The organism is Massilia aurea (assembly GCF_024753205.1).
In the GTDB taxonomy this organism is placed as follows: Bacteria; Pseudomonadota; Gammaproteobacteria; order Burkholderiales; family Burkholderiaceae_D; genus Telluria; species Telluria aurea.
In genome coordinates, this window is record NZ_JANUGZ010000003.1 from 942,496 (window position 1) to 960,994 (window position 18,499).

15 protein-coding genes are annotated in these 18,499 nt (G+C 65.3%); 7 read left to right on the forward strand and 8 right to left on the reverse strand.

The features are described 5' to 3' along the window. Nucleotides 1-115: 115 nt before the first annotated feature. The gene (gene metH / locus NX775_RS14805) at nucleotides 116-3,886 is read left to right on the forward strand and encodes a methionine synthase (RefSeq protein WP_258836688.1); all 3,771 of its coding nucleotides are present in this window, start codon (nucleotides 116-118) and stop codon (nucleotides 3,884-3,886) included. A gap of 258 nt (nucleotides 3,887-4,144) precedes the next feature. Here the strand turns inward: metH and NX775_RS14810 are convergent, their stop codons facing one another. The 8 genes from NX775_RS14810 to rsmB all read right to left on the reverse strand — a co-directional run bounded on the left by NX775_RS14810 (nucleotide 4,145) and on the right by rsmB (nucleotide 12,721). Further along, nucleotides 4,145-5,422: an EAL and HDOD domain-containing protein gene (locus NX775_RS14810; protein ID WP_258836689.1), complete on the reverse strand. Its 1,278-nt coding sequence runs from the start codon at nucleotides 5,420-5,422 to the stop codon at nucleotides 4,145-4,147. A 97-nt stretch (nucleotides 5,423-5,519) separates the two neighbouring features. Then, on the reverse strand, nucleotides 5,520-6,308 hold the full coding sequence (locus tag NX775_RS14815) for a class II glutamine amidotransferase (RefSeq protein ID WP_258836690.1): 789 nt from the start codon (nucleotides 6,306-6,308) through the stop codon (nucleotides 5,520-5,522). A gap of 80 nt (nucleotides 6,309-6,388) precedes the next feature. Beyond that, nucleotides 6,389-6,646 carry a BTH_I0359 family protein gene (locus NX775_RS14820; RefSeq protein WP_183556710.1) on the reverse strand — a complete coding sequence of 86 codons (258 nt, stop codon included), beginning with the start codon at nucleotides 6,644-6,646 and terminating at the stop codon, nucleotides 6,389-6,391. Nucleotides 6,647-6,772: 126 nt separating this feature from the next. Further along, nucleotides 6,773-7,237 (reverse strand): GTPase, encoded by a 465-nt coding sequence (locus NX775_RS14825; RefSeq protein ID WP_258836691.1) that lies wholly within the window; start codon nucleotides 7,235-7,237, stop codon nucleotides 6,773-6,775. Continuing rightward, on the reverse strand, nucleotides 7,237-8,007 hold the full coding sequence (locus NX775_RS14830; RefSeq protein WP_183556706.1) for a response regulator: 771 nt from the start codon (nucleotides 8,005-8,007) through the stop codon (nucleotides 7,237-7,239). The genes NX775_RS14825 and NX775_RS14830 overlap by 1 nt, the downstream gene beginning before the upstream one ends. 194 nt (nucleotides 8,008-8,201) lie before the next feature. Then, nucleotides 8,202-10,502 (reverse strand): sensor histidine kinase, encoded by a 2,301-nt coding sequence (locus NX775_RS14835; protein ID WP_258836774.1) that lies wholly within the window; start codon nucleotides 10,500-10,502, stop codon nucleotides 8,202-8,204. A 4-nt stretch (nucleotides 10,503-10,506) separates the two neighbouring features. Continuing rightward, entirely contained in the window at nucleotides 10,507-11,082 is a 576-nt protein-coding gene (locus tag NX775_RS14840; RefSeq protein WP_258836692.1) for a DUF4390 domain-containing protein, read from the reverse strand. 43 nt (nucleotides 11,083-11,125) lie between these two features. Further along, nucleotides 11,126-12,721: a 16S rRNA (cytosine(967)-C(5))-methyltransferase RsmB gene (gene rsmB / locus NX775_RS14845; protein ID WP_258836693.1), complete on the reverse strand. Its 1,596-nt coding sequence runs from the start codon at nucleotides 12,719-12,721 to the stop codon at nucleotides 11,126-11,128. 209 nt (nucleotides 12,722-12,930) lie between these two features. On the opposite strand from rsmB, the gene argS reads away from it, so the two are divergent. From argS to NX775_RS14875, 6 genes are read left to right on the forward strand one after another with little or no spacing between them, the layout of a single operon-like run. Next, nucleotides 12,931-14,643, forward strand: coding sequence for an arginine--tRNA ligase (argS, locus tag NX775_RS14850; protein WP_258836694.1), 1,713 nt, complete (start codon nucleotides 12,931-12,933; stop codon nucleotides 14,641-14,643). Nucleotides 14,644-14,676: 33 nt separating this feature from the next. Next, entirely contained in the window at nucleotides 14,677-15,363 is a 687-nt protein-coding gene (locus NX775_RS14855; RefSeq protein ID WP_258836695.1) for an SPOR domain-containing protein, read from the forward strand. A gap of 6 nt (nucleotides 15,364-15,369) precedes the next feature. Then, nucleotides 15,370-16,155, forward strand: a complete 786-nt coding sequence (locus tag NX775_RS14860) for an SDR family oxidoreductase (protein ID WP_258836696.1) — start codon at nucleotides 15,370-15,372, stop codon at nucleotides 16,153-16,155. Further along, entirely contained in the window at nucleotides 16,152-16,916 is a 765-nt protein-coding gene (locus tag NX775_RS14865) for a biotin--[acetyl-CoA-carboxylase] ligase (protein ID WP_258836697.1), read from the forward strand. The genes NX775_RS14860 and NX775_RS14865 overlap by 4 nt, the downstream gene beginning before the upstream one ends. After that, nucleotides 16,913-17,650 (forward strand): type III pantothenate kinase, encoded by a 738-nt coding sequence (locus NX775_RS14870; protein ID WP_258836698.1) that lies wholly within the window; start codon nucleotides 16,913-16,915, stop codon nucleotides 17,648-17,650. Before NX775_RS14865 ends, NX775_RS14870 begins: the two co-directional genes overlap by 4 nt. Then, the gene (locus NX775_RS14875; RefSeq protein WP_258836699.1) at nucleotides 17,644-18,381 is read left to right on the forward strand and encodes an SPOR domain-containing protein; all 738 of its coding nucleotides are present in this window, start codon (nucleotides 17,644-17,646) and stop codon (nucleotides 18,379-18,381) included. The genes NX775_RS14870 and NX775_RS14875 overlap by 7 nt, the downstream gene beginning before the upstream one ends. Nucleotides 18,382-18,499 lie beyond the last annotated feature (118 nt).

An 18,499-nucleotide genomic window follows, 5' to 3' on the forward strand; every position in this document is an offset into this window, starting at 1 on the left:
TACAAAAGGATACATACATGGGTCCGACTTTCAGCGATATCAACGGCTTGGCGTATAATCGTAGACCGCCCAACAGGCTCCATCTGTCAAGCCGCCCTCCTCGAAAGACCTCACCATGAACGCCCGCTCCAACGCCATCTCGCCGATCGAAACCCAGCTGCGTGACATCCTCACGCGCCGTATCATGATCCTGGATGGCGCGATGGGCACGATCATCCAGCAGTACAAGCTCGATGAAGCGGCGTACCGGGGCGAACGGTTTGCCACCTTTGCCGCGCCCGAAGGCAGCGGCGCGCGCGAACTGTTCGTCAAGGGTAATAACGAGCTGCTGACGCTGACGCAGCCGCAGATCATCCAGGAAATCCACGAGCGTTATCTGGCCGCCGGCGCCGACCTGCTCGAGACGAACACGTTCGGGGCCACCGGCGTGGCGCAGGACGACTATCACATGGCCCACCTGGCCTACGAGATGAATGTGCAGGCTGCCAAACTGGCGCGCGCTGCCTGCGACAAGTACTCGACGCCGGACAAGCCGCGTTTTGTCGCCGGCGCGCTCGGCCCGACGCCCAAGACCGCCTCGATTTCTCCCGACGTGAACGACCCGGCGGCGCGCAACGTGACCTTCGACCAGCTGGTCGCGTCGTACCATGAGCAGGTGCGCGGGCTGGTCGACGGCGGCGCCGACGTGCTGCTGGTCGAGACGATCTTCGATACCCTGAACTGCAAGGCGGCGCTGTTTGCCATCGACCTGTACTTCGACGAACACCCGGACGTGCCGCGCCTGCCACTGATGATCTCGGGCACCGTGACCGATGCGTCGGGCCGCATCCTGTCGGGCCAGACCGTGCCGGCCTTCTGGAACTCGGTGCGCCACGCAAAACCGCTGACCATTGGCCTGAACTGCGCACTGGGCGCTGCCCTGATGCGCCCATACGCACAAGAACTGTCGAACATCGCCGACACCTTCGTCTGCATCTACCCGAACGCCGGCCTGCCCAACCCGATGAGCGATACGGGCTTTGACGAACTGCCCGCAGACACGTCCGCGCTGCTGCGCGAATTCGCCGACGCGGGCTTCATCAATATCGCCGGCGGCTGCTGCGGCACGACGCCGGAACACATCAACGCGATCGCGACCATCCTCGAGCAGCACGCGCCGCGTAAGATTCCCGAGATCCCGGTCGCGATGCGCCTGTCGGGCCTGGAGCCGTTCACGATCGACGAGTCGTCGCTGTTCGTGAACGTCGGCGAGCGCACCAATGTGACGGGCTCGAAAGCGTTTGCACGCATGATCCTCAACGAGCAGTTCGACGAGGCGCTGTCGGTCGCGCGCCAGCAGGTCGAGAACGGCGCCCAGGTCATCGACATCAATATGGACGAAGCGATGCTCGACTCGCAGGCGGCCATGACGCGCTTTTTGAATCTGATCGCGTCGGAACCCGATATCTCGCGCGTGCCGGTGATGATCGACTCGTCGAAGTGGTCGGTGATCGAGGCGGGCCTGAAATGCGTGCAGGGCAAGGCGATCGTCAACTCGATCTCGATGAAGGAAGGCGAAGAAGAATTCATTCGCCAGGCGGTCCTGTGCCGCCGCTACGGTGCGGCCGTGATCGTGATGGCGTTCGACGAACAGGGCCAGGCCGACACCTTCGCGCGCAAGACCGAGATCTGCGCGCGTGCCTACAAGGTGCTGACCGAGCAGGTGGGCTTCCCGCCCGAAGACATCATCTTCGACCCGAACATTTTCGCGATCGCCACCGGCATCGAAGAACACGACAACTACGCGAACGACTTCATTGAAGCGTGCCAGTGGATCCGCGATAACCTGCCGTACGCGAAGATCTCGGGCGGCGTGTCGAACGTGTCGTTCAGCTTCCGCGGCAACGATCCGGCGCGTGAAGCGATCCACACCGTGTTCCTGTACCACGCGATCAAGGCGGGCCTGACGATGGGCATCGTCAACGCCGGCATGGTCGGCGTCTACGACAACCTGGCACCTGAACTGCGCGAGCGCGTCGAGGACGTCGTGCTCAATCGCCGCAAGGACGCCACCGAACGCATGATCGAGATCGCCGGCACCCTGAAGGCCGGCGGCAACAAGCAGGAACAGAATCTGGAGTGGCGTGAAGCGACGGTGGAGAAGCGCCTGGCGCACGCGCTGGTGCACGGCATCACGCAGTGGATCGTCGAGGACACCGAAGAAATGCGCCAGCAGGTGCTGGCGGCGAACGGCCGCCCGATCCACGTGATCGAAGGCCCGCTGATGGATGGTATGAACATCGTCGGTGACCTGTTCGGCCAGGGCAAGATGTTCCTGCCGCAGGTGGTGAAATCAGCGCGCGTGATGAAGCAGGCCGTGGCCCACCTGGTGCCGTTCATCGAAGAAGAAAAGGCGCTCGAAGAAGCGCGCACCGGCATCGTCTCCAAGCCGAAGGGCAAGATGGTAATCGCCACCGTCAAGGGCGACGTGCACGACATCGGCAAGAACATCGTCTCGGTGGTCATGCAGTGCAATAACTTCGAGATCGTCAATATGGGGGTGATGGTGCCGTGCGCCGACATCCTCGCGCGTGCGAAGGAAGAAAACGCGGACATGGTGGGCCTGTCGGGCCTGATCACGCCATCGTTAGAGGAAATGGCGCACGTGGCGCGCGAGATGCAGCGCGATCCATACTTCCGCGACCGCAAGATGCCGCTCCTGATCGGCGGCGCGACCACCAGCCGCGCCCACACGGCCGTGAAGATCGCACCGTTCTACGACGGTCCGGTCGTGTATGTGCCGGATGCATCGCGCTCGGTCTCGGTCGGCCAGTCGCTGGTCACGGACGACACGCGCGACGCCTACATCATCGAACTGGCGCAGGACTACGAACGCATCCGCATCCAGCATGCCAGCAAGAAGGCGCTGCCGATGCTCACGCTGGAGCAGGCCCGCGCCAACAAGGCGCGCCTCGACTTCGCACCGGTGAAACCAAAGTTCATTGGCCGCCGCATCTTCAAGAACGTCGACCTGGGCATGATCGCGCGCTACATCGACTGGGGCCCGTTCTTCCAGACATGGGACCTGGCCGGCCCGTTCCCCGGCATCCTCACCGACGCCGTGGTGGGCGACGCCGCGAGCAAGGTGTTTGCCGAAGGCCAGGCGATGCTCAAGCGGATCATCGAAGGCCGCTGGCTGTCGGCCAACGGCGTCATCGCGCTGCTGCCGGCGAACACGGTGCATGACGACGACATCGAAATCTACACCGACGAATCGCGCTCGCAAGTGGCGCTGACCTGGTACGGCCTGCGCCAGCAGGGCGTCAAGCCCATGGTGAACGGCGAGCAGCGCCCGAACCAGTGCATCGCCGATTTCATCGCGCCAAAGGACAGCGGCGTCGCCGACTACATCGGCATGTTCGCCGTGACGGCCGGCCTGGGCATCGAAAAGCACGAGCAGCGTTTCGAAGCAGCGCACGACGACTACTCGTCGATCATGCTCAAGTCGCTGGCCGATCGCCTGGCCGAGGCCTTCGCCGAATACCTGCACGAGCGCGTGCGCACCGACCTGTGGGGTTACGCCGTCGGCGAAGACCTGAGCAACGAAGCGCTGATCGCCGAAAAATACCTGGGCATCCGCCCCGCCCCGGGCTACCCGGCCTGCCCCGAGCACACAGTCAAAGCCGACATGTTCGCCACGCTGCAAGCTGAAGAAATCGGCATGCAACTGACCGAGTCCTACGCCATGTACCCCGGCGCCGCCGTCTCCGGCTTCTACCTGGCCCACCCCGACTCAAAGTACTTCGTCGTGGGCAAGATCGGCAACGACCAGGTCGACGACATGGCCACCCGCCGCAACATGGACAAACAAGAAGTCGAACGCCACCTGGCCCCCAACCTCTCCTGAACCCCAATTAGGGTCAGAGTAGAATTAATTAGTAATTTTTCCGAAAATCACGCTTTTTAATTAGGGTCAGAGTCGAATTATTGAGCAATTGCTCTCGCCAATAACGGGCTCGTCCATTCGAGGCCGTGCAAATTGGAAAAGTTGTCAAACAATTCGACTCTGACCCTCATTGTTGGGTAATTGCTTTCTATGGCGGGATGCGAAACGGGCCGGCAGTTTGTCCTGGCGGCCCGTTTCGGGGTGGTGTCGCTGGTGACGTCAGATCGCGTAGCGTACGACCTTGTCGCTCCATTCGAATGCGGCTACTTCGAGCTCGGCCAGGTCGTCGCCGTCGAAGGCCAGTGACTTGAGGCCGGCGAGCATGTCGTCCTGCTCGTCGTCCATGCGCTCGATCGATTCAGCCAGCTTGAGCAGCTCGCCAAAGAAGCCCGTGCGGTTCAGGAGCGCGGCGCGCACTTCGTCGATCACGGGGATCTGTTCGACGATGTCGCGCATCGGAATGCAGAACAGCGTATCCATCAGCGACATCATGCCGACCGTAAACGCGATGTCGGCGACGTTGCGCTGCGCCGGGCGCATGCGCTGGGCCAGCAGCTCCATCAGGCGCGCGCGGGTCGTGGCCAGCATCAGGAGCGGGCTCTGACTGTGGCCGCGCACATCAGGCTCGGCAAACAGCAGGATCTGCAGCCAACGCTGCAACTGGCGCCGGCCCAGCAGATTCAAGGCCTGGCTGATCGATTCGATGCGGCGCCCTGCCCCGACTGCCGGCGTGTTCACCAGGCGCAGCAGGTTGAGGCCAATCGTCACTTCGCGTTTGACCACTTGCTCGATCTCGGCATTGTCGGCATCCGACGTGATCAGGTTCATCAGGTCGAGCACCGTTGTCTGCGACGGCGACAGCTTGCGCCCTGCGATGACCGATGGCTTGGCAAAGTAATAGCCCTGGAAATAGTCGAAGCCGACGTCCAGGCAAGTCCGGTATTCGGTGAGGTTCTCGACCTTCGCCGCCACCAGCCGCTTGCCGGTGTTGCGCAGGCACGGTGCGAGCGACAGCATCGTCACGAGCGGCAGCGCGCGCAGGTCCATCTTGACGAAGTCGATCACCGGCAAGAAGCGCGACAGCGCCGGGCCATGGGCCGAGGCTTCGGCAGCAAAACGAAAGCCGTGCGACGCCAGGTGCGTCATGCGTTCGATGACGTCGGCATCGGGCTCGACCGAGCTGACGATGTCCAGTACCGTGCGCTCGCGCGGCATGAACGCAAACATATCGCTCATCAATGCGTCCTTGTCGACATTGATGAACGCCGTCGCATCGCCAATCGCGCGTGGCAAGCCGAGCTGGGAAGCATGGTGGATGACGCTGGCGCTGGCCGACAGCCCGGACTCGAACTCCGCCGGCCCCTGGGCACTGCCGCGGAATAGCAATTCGTAGCCATACAATGCCTGGTTACGGTCCAGCACCGGCTGGCGCGCCAAGAAAAAATTGCGCATGCGCAGTGGCTGGGATGCCTCGTCGAGGCGGGCTGTATCGGTCATATCATTCTCAATATCGCGGCAACCGATCTACTTTACCGCATCCCAATGACAGTTGGGTTTCCTAGCATAAATTTTTTGTGAGAATGTTGGGGAACGATCAACCCGCTGACAAGGTCGCCACATCCTGCGGCAAGCCATCGACGAACACCTTCAGTTCACCCGGCGCGAAATGAGTCCATGCCTCGTTCGTCGTCAGCGGTTCAGTCACGATGATCGCGACCCGGTCATTGGGCGTCGTCACCTGCGAAAAGTCGACCGACAGGTCTTCATCCGACAGGCAGGCCGTCACGAACGGATGCTTGCGCACGACGTAGCACAGCTTGGTGGAGCAATGCGTGTACAGCGCGGTGCCATCGGACAGCATCATGTTGAAGGTGCCATGGGCGGCGATGCCGGGAATGATGCGCTCGAGTGCGCCAGCGAGCGCGGCGCGCGTGGGCGCGGTATCGCCGAATTCGCGGCGCAGGCTTTGCAGCAGGAAGCAGAACGCCAGTTCGCTGTCGGTCGTGCCAACGGGCCGGAATGTGCCATCGAGCACGGGCGCGAACGCCTTGAGGTCGCCATTATGGGCGAACACCCAATAGCGGCCCCACAATTCACGCACGAACGGATGGCAGTTTTCCAGCGCCACCTGGCCGATGGTGGCCTTGCGGATATGGGCAATGACGTTGGTAGACTTGATCGGGTAACGCTTGATCAGCTCGGCGATCGGCGAGGCGACTGCCGCCTGGTGATCGACGAAGTGGCGTACGCCGGTCCCTTCGAAGAACGCGATCCCCCAGCCATCGTGGTGGGTATCGGTGTGGCCGCCGCGGTGAGCGAAGCCGGTAAAAGAAAAGACAATGTCAGTGGGGACATTGCAGTTCATTCCAAGTAACTGGCACATGGGTACAGCTTCGTATGCTACTGAAATGAGAGCGCCATCACCTTGGCTGGCGATGGCGCGGCAGGTACTTCACCAGCGGCTTAATGCAGCACCACCGGTTGGCTCATCAGGGTGTCGTACTCGCCCAGGAACTCGTCGATTTCTTCCATCGTTGGTTCGCTGGCGATCAGGTTGTTGACATCGCGCCGGAACGATTGCGCGAGTCGGCCGCCGATGAACGCTTCGCGCCGGCCGGCCTTGTCGACGATCTCGAAGCCACCAAAGCGCAGTGCTTCGAGTTCGCGGTCGACGCCGAATTCGACGACGCTGTACTGTTCACTGTTATAGATCATGTTCATGTTGACTCCTTCGATCAGAAAGTTGGTGCCAACCTGCCGGATGGATGGCGGCGAATGGCAGGCTGTTCACTTCGATAAAGAGGTGGGGCTGGCCAGCTGGATTTCAAGTGAACGCACCCGTAAAACTCAGGCGTGTACGGTCAGTTCCAGGGCCAACAGCTGATCGTATGGCGGTGCTGCAAGCCACGATCGCAACTGATCAAGGTGTTCGCTGCTCGCCAGACCGATGAACAGGCGCCGAGGGCGTTGGCGCAGCAGACGATTCAATGTTACACGCAAAACCAGATTGCCGTCGCAGCACAGGCAGCCCGGCGCGATGCGCATGACCTGCAGGCCGGGACCCGTTTCAAGGGGTGTGGCCGCCACGCCCAGGCCTTCGAGAATGACAGCGTCGAACGGGATGGCGGGCGCCGGCAGGCGGCTTGCGGGAGAGGTCACTCCGTCAGCAGCGAGACTGCTGACGGACGCAAGAGATACGGACGCAGGAGATGCAGACGCTGCATCGAATGGCGCGGCCAGGAGCGCCGCAATGGCCGCTTCGCGCGCCGCCGCCGTCGGACCGGTAACGAGACTGGTGGCCGCGTGGGCCATCAGCCCCCTTTCTTGGCCAGCTTGCCCGGCTCGACGCCCAGCTGCTTGAGCTTGCGGTACAAGTGGGTGCGCTCCAGGCCCGTCTTTTCAGCCACGCGCGTCATGCTGCCGCCTTCGCGGCCCAGGTGGTGCTCGAAGTACATGCGCTCGAACGCGTCGCGTGCCTCGCGCAGCGGCAGGTCGAACGACAGCGTGTAACCGGTACCCTCGCCCTGCGACATCGCATGCACCATGCGCGCGCCATTGCCAAGGGCCGCGCCGGCGCCCGGCTGCGTATTGGCCGATGCGAACATCGGCGCCGATGGCGAGGCCGATGCGGATGCCGCGCCGCCGCCATCGAGCGCCATGCTTGGCACGCTCGGTGCGATCGGCCGCGGTGGCGCCATCGGTGCACGCGCGACTTCCTGCGCGCGGCTCAGACCCTGCTGCACGGCCTTGAGCAGCTTTTGCAGCGCGATCGGTTTCTCGAGGAAGTTCAGCGCGCCGATGCGCGTTGCTTCGACTGCGGTGTCGATGGTCGCGTGACCGGACATCATGATGACCGGCATGGTCAACAGGCCGTCGCGCTGCCATTCCTTGAGCAGCGTGACGCCATCGGTGTCAGGCATCCAGATATCGAGCAGCACGAGATCCGGGGCGCCGGCCGCGCGCGCCTCACGCGCTTGCTGCGCGTTTTCGGCCAGGGTGATGGCATGACCTTCGTCACCGAGAATCTCGGAGAGCAGCTCCCGGATTCCCATTTCATCGTCAACTACCAGTATGTTCGCCATCTCTTCTACCTTCCTGATCTTCTACCCGACGTGTGTGCAATTTTATAAGTTTTTTGCACTGAAGGGGAGTTCGAAAAACCATTACGAGCGGAGCCACGATCGGCCGGAAAACGCACTGTACTGACAAACGCGGCGCAGTGTACTGCCAGGCGGTGCGATTGGCAGGCAACACGCAGCGGCTTGTTCAGTTGTCCTTAAGCCAAGCTTGCTTCGGGAGCTAACTTTAACAGCAAAATCGACACTGCTGCGCCAGTTCCATCGCTGCGGTTCCCGACATCGATCCGGCCACCGTGTTCGTCGATGATTTTCTTGACCATCGGGAGGCCAAGACCCGTGCCGCGCGCCTTGGTCGTCACGTACGGCTCGAACGCGCGCGCCAGGATGCGGGGCGCGAAACCGGGCCCATTGTCGACGATCGCCAGGCGCACCGCGGTGCCGGCAAAGCCACCGGTGCCCGTGTACTGGATCGCCTCGGTTGTGATGTCCACGCGCGGCGCCGGCGCATCCGGTCCGCGCTCGACCAGCGCATCCTGCGCGTTCTGGACCAGGTTGTGAATCACCTGGCGCAACTGGGTCGCGTCGCCCATCACGCGCGGCAGGTCCGGCGCGAGGTTCGCATGAATGATGTCGCTGCTGTCGTCGGCCAGGTACAGACTGAGGATCTCGGCGATCAGGCCATTCAGGTCGAGCTGGTCGAGCATCGCCGGCGGCGTGCGCGCATAGTCGCGGAAGTCGTCGACCATGCGCTTCATTGCGTCGACCTGGTTGACGATCGTGGTCGTGCCGCGCTGGAGCAGGTCGGCCTGCGCTTGCGGCAGGTGTTCGGCCAGCTTCATCTGCATGCGCTCGGCCGCCAGCTGGATCGGCGTGAGCGGATTCTTGATTTCGTGCGCCAGGCGGCGCGCCACCTCGCCCCAGGCCACCGAGCGCTGGGCCGTGATCACGTCCGAGATATCGTCGAACACGACGATAAAGCCGCTGTCGGCGCCCACCGGCAGGCGCGAACCGCGCGCCAGCAGCACGATGTCGTGCTCGTGTTCGTCGGCGGCGCCGGTCTTGCGCTGGGCGTCGCGCGGGATCTCGATCTGCTGCTGCCAGTGCGCGCGCTTGCGGCGCTCGGCCGCCACGTGGGCGCTTTGCGCCGAAAACGACCGTGCGACCGTGTTCGAAAAATGTTCGAGGCCGGCGATGCGGTTCAGCGGCCCCGCCATCGCGCCCGGTTCGATCTGCAGGATGCGGTAGGCGGCATCGTTCGAGTTGACCACGATGCCCTCGGCATCGAGCACGATCACGCCGGCCGACATGTTCGCCAGCACCGATTCCAGGTGGGCCTTGGCGCTTTGCAGCGCGGCGCGGTTGCGCTCCACGGCGCTCCTGGCTTCGAATAACTGGCCCGTCATCGCATTGAAGGATCGGGTCAAGGTGCCCAGTTCATCGTTGGTCTCGACGATCGGGCGCGGCGACAGGTCGCCCTCGGCCACCGCCTGCGTGCCTTCGGCCAGCACCAGCAGCGGCTGCGCCAGATTGCCGGCAATGAGGAAGGCGCTGCCGATCGCCCCGAAGATCGCCAGCAGCAGCGTCAGGGTCAAGGTCACGATGTACATCTTGCGCAGGCCCGTGCGCGCTTCGAGGCGCAGCCGGTATTCGGTGGAGGCCGAGCGCAGGACCTCGGCGTTCGAGGCCAGGCCCACCGGCACCGCCTGCAGCAGTTGCAGGTAGCGCTGCTGCACGCCCGGTGGTTCGGGCACGGCCATCACGACGCGCAGGCGCAGGCCGGTCACGGCATCGAGCGCGTTCGAGGCGCCGTCTGCGGCCTCGTCGCCCGCATCGGCAGGGCCGACGCCGCCCTCGGCCTGGGCATACCCGCCCGGCATCCCGGCGCTGCGCAGCATGCGTTCATTGGGTGCGTCGGCCGCCAGGTTGGCGCCGCGGTCTTCGGTGGCGGCTGACAGCACGGCGCCGTTGGCGTCGACCAGCATCACGCTTTGCAGACCGCTGGTGTCAGCCAGCAGGCGCGCCAGCACGGGTTGCGCGGTCATGTCGCTCTGCCCTGCCAGCGTGGCGGCCGCGGTCTGCGCAGTGGCGCCCAGCTCGGACAACGATTCGTCAAGTGCGGCGCGGCCCAGGTTCAGGCCCGATTCGATCGCCGATTCGATCTTGACGTCAAACCACGAGTCAATGGAGTGCGACACGAACTGCACCGACACGATGAAGATCACGAGACCAGGCAGGATGCCGATGCCCGCAAACAGCAGCACCAGCCGCGCCATGAGCCGGGAGCCGAACTTGCCGGCCTTGTAGCGGGAATACAAGCGCCAGAGCGCCACGACCACGACGATCAGGAGCAGGAACGCCATCGCGGCGGTCAGGCCCAGTAGCCAGCTGTAGTAGCGGCCGAAGAAGCCCGAATTGTCGGATGCGCCGGCCAGCAGGAACAGCAGGATCGAGACGATGGCGCCGCCAACGATCAGCGCGTAGCGCACCCCACCGCTGATCACTTCACTCCGCACGGTAGTTGAAGGTCTTGCGGCTGGAGGTCAGGCGCCAGTCCGAGTCGTTGAAGGCATTGACCTGCAACGGTTTTTGCAGGTACTCGCGGTCCATGTACATGCGCAGCGAGACTTCATAGACTTCGCCGGCCTTGAGCGCGCCCTTGGGCGCGATCAGCCAGCGCGTCGGGCGCCGGATCATGAACATCGCGTCCTCGAAGGTCTGGAAGCGTTCCTGGAACGAGCCCACCACGACCACGTAATACTGGCGCGTGAGCACGTCGTACGAAATGCGGATGGTGCGTTTTTCCGAGACCGCCTTTTCATCGCGCCAGTACCAGCGCGGGCGCGTGAGTTCGATCTCGGTGGTGAAGTGCAGCTGGACCCCGTGCTGGATCGCGTCCTTCAGGCCGTGGTTCAGCTCGAAGTTGTAGGCCGTGTTGAGGCGGTAGCCATCGTCGCTCGCTTCGATGGTTGCGCGGGTGATGTCGATGTCGTCGGCCGCCTGCGCCGGCGTGCCCATGGCAACGCACGCAATCGCCAGCAGCAACTGACAGGCGAGAAGGCGGAAAAATCGTAACGTCACGGGGGAGCCGGGGCCTTAAATAATGCGCGTAGTGAAAAGAACTTCACGCCGCTTTCTTCTGGAACAGGGCGTAGAACAAACCGTCATGATCCTGTCCGGCGCCACCGACGGGCAGCAGTTGGCCCGGCGCATCGAGGCGGACCGCGTCGTGGCGGGCCGCGAAGGCAGCCGCCTGCGCCTCCGATTCCTGGGGCCAGAGCGAACATGTCACGAATAGCAATTTACCATTCGGCAGCAGCATCTGCCAAAGGTTGTCGAGTATTTTGGCTGAAAGTGTTGCAAGTTGGGATGTATCCGACTTGCGGCGCAACCAGCGGATATCCGGGTGGCGGCGCACGATGCCCGACGCCGTGCACGGCACGTCGGCCAGGATGCGGTCGTATTGACGGCCATCCCACCAGTCGGTCGCGCCGGCGTCGGCCGTCACGAGTTGCGCGGCCAGGCCCAGGCGGCCGAGGTTGTCGCCCACCCGGCCAAGGCGCAGCGCATCGGTGTCGACGGCGGTGAGTTCGACGTTTGCCGTCTCGAGGATATGGCCGCTCTTGCCGCCGGGAGCTGCGCACGCGTCGAGCACGCGCATGCCGTCCTGCAGGTCGAGCAGTGGCGCGGCCAGCTGGGCGCCGGCATCCTGCACCGACACGACGCCCTCGGCAAAGCCGGGGATCTGACTCACATTGATCGCCTGTGCCAGGCGCACCGCGTACGGCCCCACCTGCTCGGCATCCAGGCCGGCATCCTGCAGCGACTGCAGGTAGGCGGCGACCTCTTGCCGGCGGCGGTTCACGCGCAGCGTCAGTGGCGGATGCGCGTTGCCGGCAGCAAGCACCGCTTCCCAGTCGCGTGGGTACGCGGCGCGCGCCGTGTCGATCCACCACTGCGGATAATTCCAGCGCGCCAGTGGCGTGCGCAGCGCTTCTTCGACGAGCGATTCACGCTCGCGCAGGAAGCGGCGCAGTACCGCATTGACCATCGCCTTGGCATGCGCAAAATCGGGATGCGCCGCCGCGCCGGTGACGGCCTGGTCGACCACGGTGAACGCTTCGTACGGCGCCGGCGTGCCGTCGGGCGGGTCGAGCAGCGACAGCGCCGCGCACAACAGCGCGCCCAGCATCGGCGGCTCGGGCGCCTTGCTCGTCATCAGGCCCAGCAGCGTTTCGCTGCGGCCCAGCTGGCGCATCGTGCGGTAGGCGATGTCCTGGATCGCGCCGCGCGTTTGCGGCGTGACGTCATAGGCGCCGAACACGATCGACAGCGCCTGCGGCAGCGCCATGCCGCCCTGCACGCGGGCGACGGCGCTGGCCGCGCCCAGCAGCGCAAGGGCCAACGAGTCGGATTTGAGGTCGGGCTTGTAGTCGCGCTGCGGCGCGACCTTCACTTCATGACTGGCGCGCAGGCGCGGTTCTTCGCGCTGCGGACGCGCCACGTGGTGCTTCAACTGATAGCCGGACGCCGATGCCGGCTGGGCCGGTGCGCGTTCGCCCTGCGCCTGACTGCCCTGCCCCTGCCCCTGCCCCTGTGCGCGTGGTTGCCCGCGCTCAGCGGCCTGGGCCGGCTTGCGGCCTGCCGCGCCGGTGCCGCGCCGGTCGGCTGCCGGCTTGGCCTTGGGTTTCAGGGAGAGCGTTGGACGCTTGTCAGTCATGGCGAATAAAATGTTGCGAAAATGGGCTCCCATTGTAACGGTTATGCCTTTGACGACGCTTAATATAGTGGCCGCTGTGGTTATCCTGATAGTGGGTGATACGCCGGCCGCTGGCGCCGCAGCCCGCCAAAGCGGCCCGTCAAGCTAGTATAATGTGCACTGTTTGCCTGACCTCCAGGCGCCGCCTCATTACATTTTCGACCATTCCCATGCTCGCCCAACAAAAACAACAAATCGTTGCCCTGTTCCAGGCCGCCCTCGCGCCGATCGTTGCCGGTACCGATCTCACCCCGAACGTGGTGCTCGAACGGCCACGCGATCCGTCGCACGGCGACATCGCCTGCAATATCGCGATGCAGCTGGCCAAGCCACTCAAGACCAACCCGCGCGAACTGGCCACGCGCCTGGTCGCCGCACTGCTGGCCGAACCTGGCGCAGAAGGCCTGATCGACGCCGCCGACATCGCCGGTCCCGGTTTCATCAACCTGCGCGTGGCGGCCAGCGCCAAGCAATCGGTCGCGCGCAGCGTGCTCGAACAGGGCGCAGCATTCGGTAGCAGCACCAGCGGCGCCGGCCACCACGTGATCATCGAATTCGTCTCGGCCAACCCGACCGGCCCGCTGCACGTCGGTCACGGCCGCCAGGCCGCGCTGGGTGACGCGATGGCGTCGCTGTTCCTGTCGCAGGGCCATGACGTCACGCGCGAGTTCTATTACAACGATGCGGGCGTGCAGATTGCCACGCTGGCGAACTCGGTGCAGGCGCGCGCGCGCGGCTTCAAGCCGGGCGACGCCGAATGGCCCGAATCCGCCTACAACGGCGACTACATCGCCGAGATCGCCGCCGACTTCCTGGCCAAAAAAACCGTCTCGGCCAGCGATGGCGAACCGGCCACCGCCAGCGGCGACGTCGACGATCTCGAATCGATCCGCCGCTTCGCCGTGACCTACCTGCGCAATGAGCAGGACCAGGATCTGCAGGCCTTCGGCGTCAAGTTCGACAACTACTACCTCGAGTCGTCGCTGTACGCCGACGGCAAGGTCGACACCGCCGTCAAGACGCTGGTCGACTCGGGCAAGACCTATGAAGACGGCGGCGCGCTGTGGCTCAAGACCACCGACTACGGCGACGACAAGGACCGCGTGATGCGCAAGTCCGACGGCACCTATACGTACTTCGTGCCGGACGTGGCGTACCACATCCAGAAATTCCGCCGCGGCTTCGACCAGGCGATCAATATCCAGGGCAGTGACCACCACGGCACGATCGCGCGCGTGCGCGCCGGCCTGCAGGCGGTCGATATCGGCATCCCGCAAGGCTATCCCGACTACGTGCTGCACAAGATGGTCACCGTGATGAAGGATGGCGAAGAGGTCAAGATTTCCAAGCGCGCCGGCTCGTATGTCACCGTGCGCGACCTGATCGACTGGTCGGGCGCGGGCGACGTCACGCGTGGCCGCGACGCGGTGCGCTTCTTCCTCATCTCGCGCAAGGCCGATACCGAGTTCGTGTTCGACGTGAACGTCGCGCTCGAAACGAGCGACGAGAACCCGGTGTACTACGTCCAGTACGCGCACGCGCGCATCTGCTCGGCGCTGGCCAACTGGGGCGGCGATGTCGCTTCGCTCGCCAGCGTCGATTTGTCGCCGCTCACCTCGCCGAAGGAATTCGAACTGCTGGCCAAGCTGGCGTCGTACCCTGAAGTGCTCGAGCGCGCCTTGGCCGAACTGGGCCCGCACCAGGTCGCGTTCTACCTGCGCGAACTGGCCGGCGACCTGCACAGCTACTACTTCGCGCACAAGTGGCTGCTGGACGACGACGAGCCGCTCAAGCTGGCCCGCCTCGCGCTGGCCGCGGCCACGCGCCAGGTGCTGCGCAACGGCCTCGCGCTGATCGGCGTGTCGGCGCCGGACAAAATGTAATCACTGCATCCCACTGCCCAACCAGAAAGCGTCATGACCGCCATTCGATCCTTCTCGCCCCTCCGCCAGCGCGGCAGTACCCTGACGGGCATCATCATCGGCCTGATCATCGGGTTGGGCATCGCAGTGGCGGTCGCCCTCGTGATCACCAAGGGCGCCTCGCCCTTCACCGACCGCTCCAACAAGATGGGACGCCCGGCCGACCTCGAGCCGAGCCAGGCCAACGATCCGAACAAGCCGCTGTACGGTACCCGCACGCCAGTGCGCGAGACGCCCAAGCCGGCGCCGAGTGCACCGGCTGCCGCACCGGCAGTACCAGCCACACCCGCCGCCCCCGCCGCGCCAGCTGCAGCGCCCGCAGACGCCGATCCACTGGGCGCCGCGATCGCCGGCATGCAGGCGCCGCGCCGCGCCGCAACGCCGGCGTCATCGCCGGCGCCCGTCAACACGGTCGCGGCGCCGGCGGCTGCCGCCGTCACCGACGGCTACATCTATTACCTGCAAGCGGGCGCGTTCCGCGAAATGTCGGACGCTGAAAACACCCGCGCCAAGCTGGCGCTGCTGGGCTTCGAAGCCGCGATCACCGACCGCAGCACCGACAGCGGCGTGCTGCACCGCGTGCGCGTTGGCCCGTTCACGCAGGTCGAAGGCGTCAACCGCGCGCGCGCCAAGCTGCTCGACAGCGGCATCGACGTCGCCATCGTGCGCAACCAGCGCTGATCCGGCATGTCGCTGCCGGGCCAGCGCGTCTTCATCACCGGCGCCTCGAGCGGCATTGGCGCCGCGCTGGCGCGCGAATATGCCGCGCGCGGCGCTGTGCTGGGCCTCCTGGGCCGACGGCGCGACGCGCTCGACCAACTGCGGCAATCGCTCCCTGATCCCTCGCGCCACCAGGTGTATGCGGTCGATGTGCTCGATCGCGCGGCCCTTGCCACCGCAGCGCAGGACTTCATCGCCGTGAACGGTGGCGCCGATATCGTCATCGCCTGCGCCGGCATTTCGCAGGGCACGCTGACCGAACAAGCCGACGACCTGGCCGTGTTCGACGCCGTCTTTGCCACCAATGTGAACGCCACGGTGGCGACGTTCGCACCGTTCATCGCCCCCATGAAAACCCAGTCGACGCCGTGCCGCCTGGTCGGCATCGGCAGCGTGGCCGGCATTCGCGGCATGCGCGGCGCCGGCGCGTACTGCGCCAGCAAGGCCGCGCTGCACAGCTATTGCGAAGCGCTGCGCGTGGAACTGCGGCCGTCAAATATTCGCGTCGTGACCATCGCGCCCGGCTACATCGATACCCCCATGACCCGTGCCAACCGCTTCCCCATGCCCTTTTTGATGCGCCCCGAACGTTTTGCCACGCGGGCTGTCGCGGCGATCGCGCGCGGTGACAGTTACCGCGTGCTGCCGTGGCAGATGGGCATCGTCGCCAAGCTGCTGCGCCTGATGCCCGACGCCCTCTTCGACCGTCTCTTTGCGCGCGCGCCGACCAAGCCGCGCCGGGAGCAGCCATGAACGCCGCCGCCATTGCCGCCCTGTCGCGCGCAGGCGTCGCCGTTGAAGTCGTCGCGCAGACCGGGTCGACCAATGCCGATCTGCTCGCGCGCGCCAGCACGCTTGCCGCCCCGTTGCTGCTGATAGCCGAACATCAAAGCGCCGGCCGCGGGCGCGCCGGGCGCAGCTGGCTGTCGTCGCCCGAAGGCTCGCTGACGTTTTCGCTGGCCTGGCGCTTCGACGGCGGGCCGCAGGCGCTGCTTGGCCTGCCGCTGGCGGTGGGTGTGGCGCTGGCCGACACGCTTGGCACGCTGGGCCAGCAGGTACAGCTGAAGTGGCCGAACGATGTGCTCAAGGATGGCGACAAACTGGCCGGCATCCTGATCGAAACCCAGTCCGCCCCTGGCGGCGGCACCTGGTGCGTGATCGGCATCGGCCTGAACCTGTTGATGCCGGATGAGATGGAAGCGCAGCTGGGTCGCAGCGCGGCCGGCATGCCGTGGCTGGCGCGCATGGACCGCGACGCGTTGATGGCGGCGCTGCTCGACGGCCTGGCCGACTGCCTGCGCGAATTTACCGCGCGCGGGTTTGCCGCCTTCAGCGCGCGCTGGAATCTGCGCCATGCGTGGCAGGGCGAGACCGTCGTCCTGCTCGATGGCGGTGTCGTGCGGCACGAAGGGCGCGCGGCCGGTGTCGACGATAGCGGGCGCTTGCTGCTCGATACAGATGAAGGCCGCATCACCGTGATGGCCGGCGACGTCTCGCTGCGGGTGAAAGCATGATGCTGCTGATCGATGCCGGCAATACCCGCGTCAAGTGGGCATTGGCAGAGGACGGCGCGGCGCCTGGCGCCTGGTCGGCCACTGGCGCGGTGGCGCATGCCGAGCTGGATCCATTGGCGTCCGACTGGGCCGGCGCCACGCGCGTACTGGTCTCGAACGTGGCGGGGCCTGCGCTGGCCGAACGCATCGCGGCCCTGCTGCCGGCGCATGCGCAGGTCGAGTGGTTCGCGTCCACGCCGCAGCGCGCAGGCATCACCAACGGCTATCGCGAGCCGGCGCGGCTCGGGTGCGACCGATTTGCCGCTGCCATCGGCGCGCGCGCGCTGGCCCCCGGCCAGGACCTGATCGTGGCCACCTGCGGCACCGCGACCACGGTCGACGCGGTACGCGCCGACGGCCACTTCATCGGCGGCATGATCCTGCCCGGCCTGGCCCTGATGGCCGCCAGCCTGGCGCGCAACACGGCGCAACTGCCGCAGGTCGATGCCGGCGCGCTGCCGCCGCTGTTTGGCGACAACACGCAGGATGCAATCCTGTCCGGTCTGCTCTCGGCGCAGGCGGGCGCGATCGAGCGTGCGGTGGCTGGCCTGGGCGGCGCCTTCTGCATCGTCTCGGGCGGCGCCGGGCCCCATATCGCGCCGGCCCTCAAGGTTGCGCACCAGGTGGTCGATAACATCGTACTGGTCGGCCTGCATGCAGCAGCCACCGGCTCGACGGGAGATATGCGGTGCTGAAATTCGTGTTCTGGGCGCTGCTGGGCGCCAATGGGGTCTTGCTGGCGTATGGCCAGGGCCTGCTCGGCCAGCCGGGTGATGGGGCGCGCGAGCCGGCGCGCCTGAAGAACCAGCTCGCGCCCGAACGCATGCAGCAGCTCACGCCAACGCAGGCCAGGCAGGCAGCGGCGGCGGCAAGCGCTGCACCGGCGCCGCAAGCCGAGGTGGCTGCGCTTCTGCCCGAACCTGCGCCAGCACCAGCACCAGCGCCAGTTAGCCGTGATCTGGTCGCGTGCGTGCAGGCCGGTCCGTTCAGCACGGCCGATGCGCGCCGCTTCGAGGCCCGTGTCGCCCGGCTTGGCCTCACGCCGCGCCAGTCGCGCATCGAGATGCCGTATCAGGAAGTGACGAGCCGCCTGGTCTACCTGCCACCGAACGGGGGCCGGGAAGGCGCCCAGCGCCGCGTCGCCGAGCTCAGGGAGCGCGGCGTGACCAACTTCTTCATCATGCAGAACGACACGTCGCCACTACGCTATGCGATTTCGCTGGGGGTGTTCAAATCCGACGGCACGGCGCAAAAACTTGTGGCCGATCTGCAGCGCCAGGGCGTACGCGGCGTGCGTATTCTGCCGCGCGGACCGCAAGTGACGCGCGCCGGCTACCAGTATCGCCAGATCGACGCTGCCGAGCGCGACCGCTTGACGGGCATCGCCGACGACTACAACGGCGTCGACCTCACCCGCTGCAGCTAAATCTCTTAAGGATCCATCGACAGCGCACCTGTGGGTGCGCTTTTTTTCGTCCCTACGTGTTGCGCGGACGCTAAAACCTGTCGAATTTCTTTACACTAAATTCTTTTAAGAAAATAAG

Bases quoted from the DNA above. Each gene is read 5' to 3' on its own strand.
- NX775_RS14815 (WP_258836690.1), bottom strand. From the start codon at position 6,308: ATGTGCCAGTTACTTGGAATGAACTGCAATGTCCCCACTGACATTGTC.
- NX775_RS14865 (WP_258836697.1), top strand. From the start codon at position 16,152: ATGAACGCCGCCGCCATTGCCGCCCTGTCGCGCGCAGGCGTCGCCGTT.
- NX775_RS14830 (WP_183556706.1), bottom strand. From the start codon at position 8,007: ATGGCGAACATACTGGTAGTTGACGATGAAATGGGAATCCGGGAGCTG.
- NX775_RS14810 (WP_258836689.1), bottom strand. From the start codon at position 5,422: ATGACCGATACAGCCCGCCTCGACGAGGCATCCCAGCCACTGCGCATG.
- rsmB (WP_258836693.1), bottom strand. From the start codon at position 12,721: ATGACTGACAAGCGTCCAACGCTCTCCCTGAAACCCAAGGCCAAGCCG.
- NX775_RS14870 (WP_258836698.1), top strand. From the start codon at position 16,913: ATGATGCTGCTGATCGATGCCGGCAATACCCGCGTCAAGTGGGCATTG.
- NX775_RS14825 (WP_258836691.1), bottom strand. From the start codon at position 7,237: ATGGCCCACGCGGCCACCAGTCTCGTTACCGGTCCGACGGCGGCGGCG.
- NX775_RS14820 (WP_183556710.1), bottom strand. From the start codon at position 6,646: ATGAACATGATCTATAACAGTGAACAGTACAGCGTCGTCGAATTCGGC.
- argS (WP_258836694.1), top strand. From the start codon at position 12,931: ATGCTCGCCCAACAAAAACAACAAATCGTTGCCCTGTTCCAGGCCGCC.
- NX775_RS14860 (WP_258836696.1), top strand. From the start codon at position 15,370: ATGTCGCTGCCGGGCCAGCGCGTCTTCATCACCGGCGCCTCGAGCGGC.
- NX775_RS14855 (WP_258836695.1), top strand. From the start codon at position 14,677: ATGACCGCCATTCGATCCTTCTCGCCCCTCCGCCAGCGCGGCAGTACC.
- metH (WP_258836688.1), top strand. From the start codon at position 116: ATGAACGCCCGCTCCAACGCCATCTCGCCGATCGAAACCCAGCTGCGT.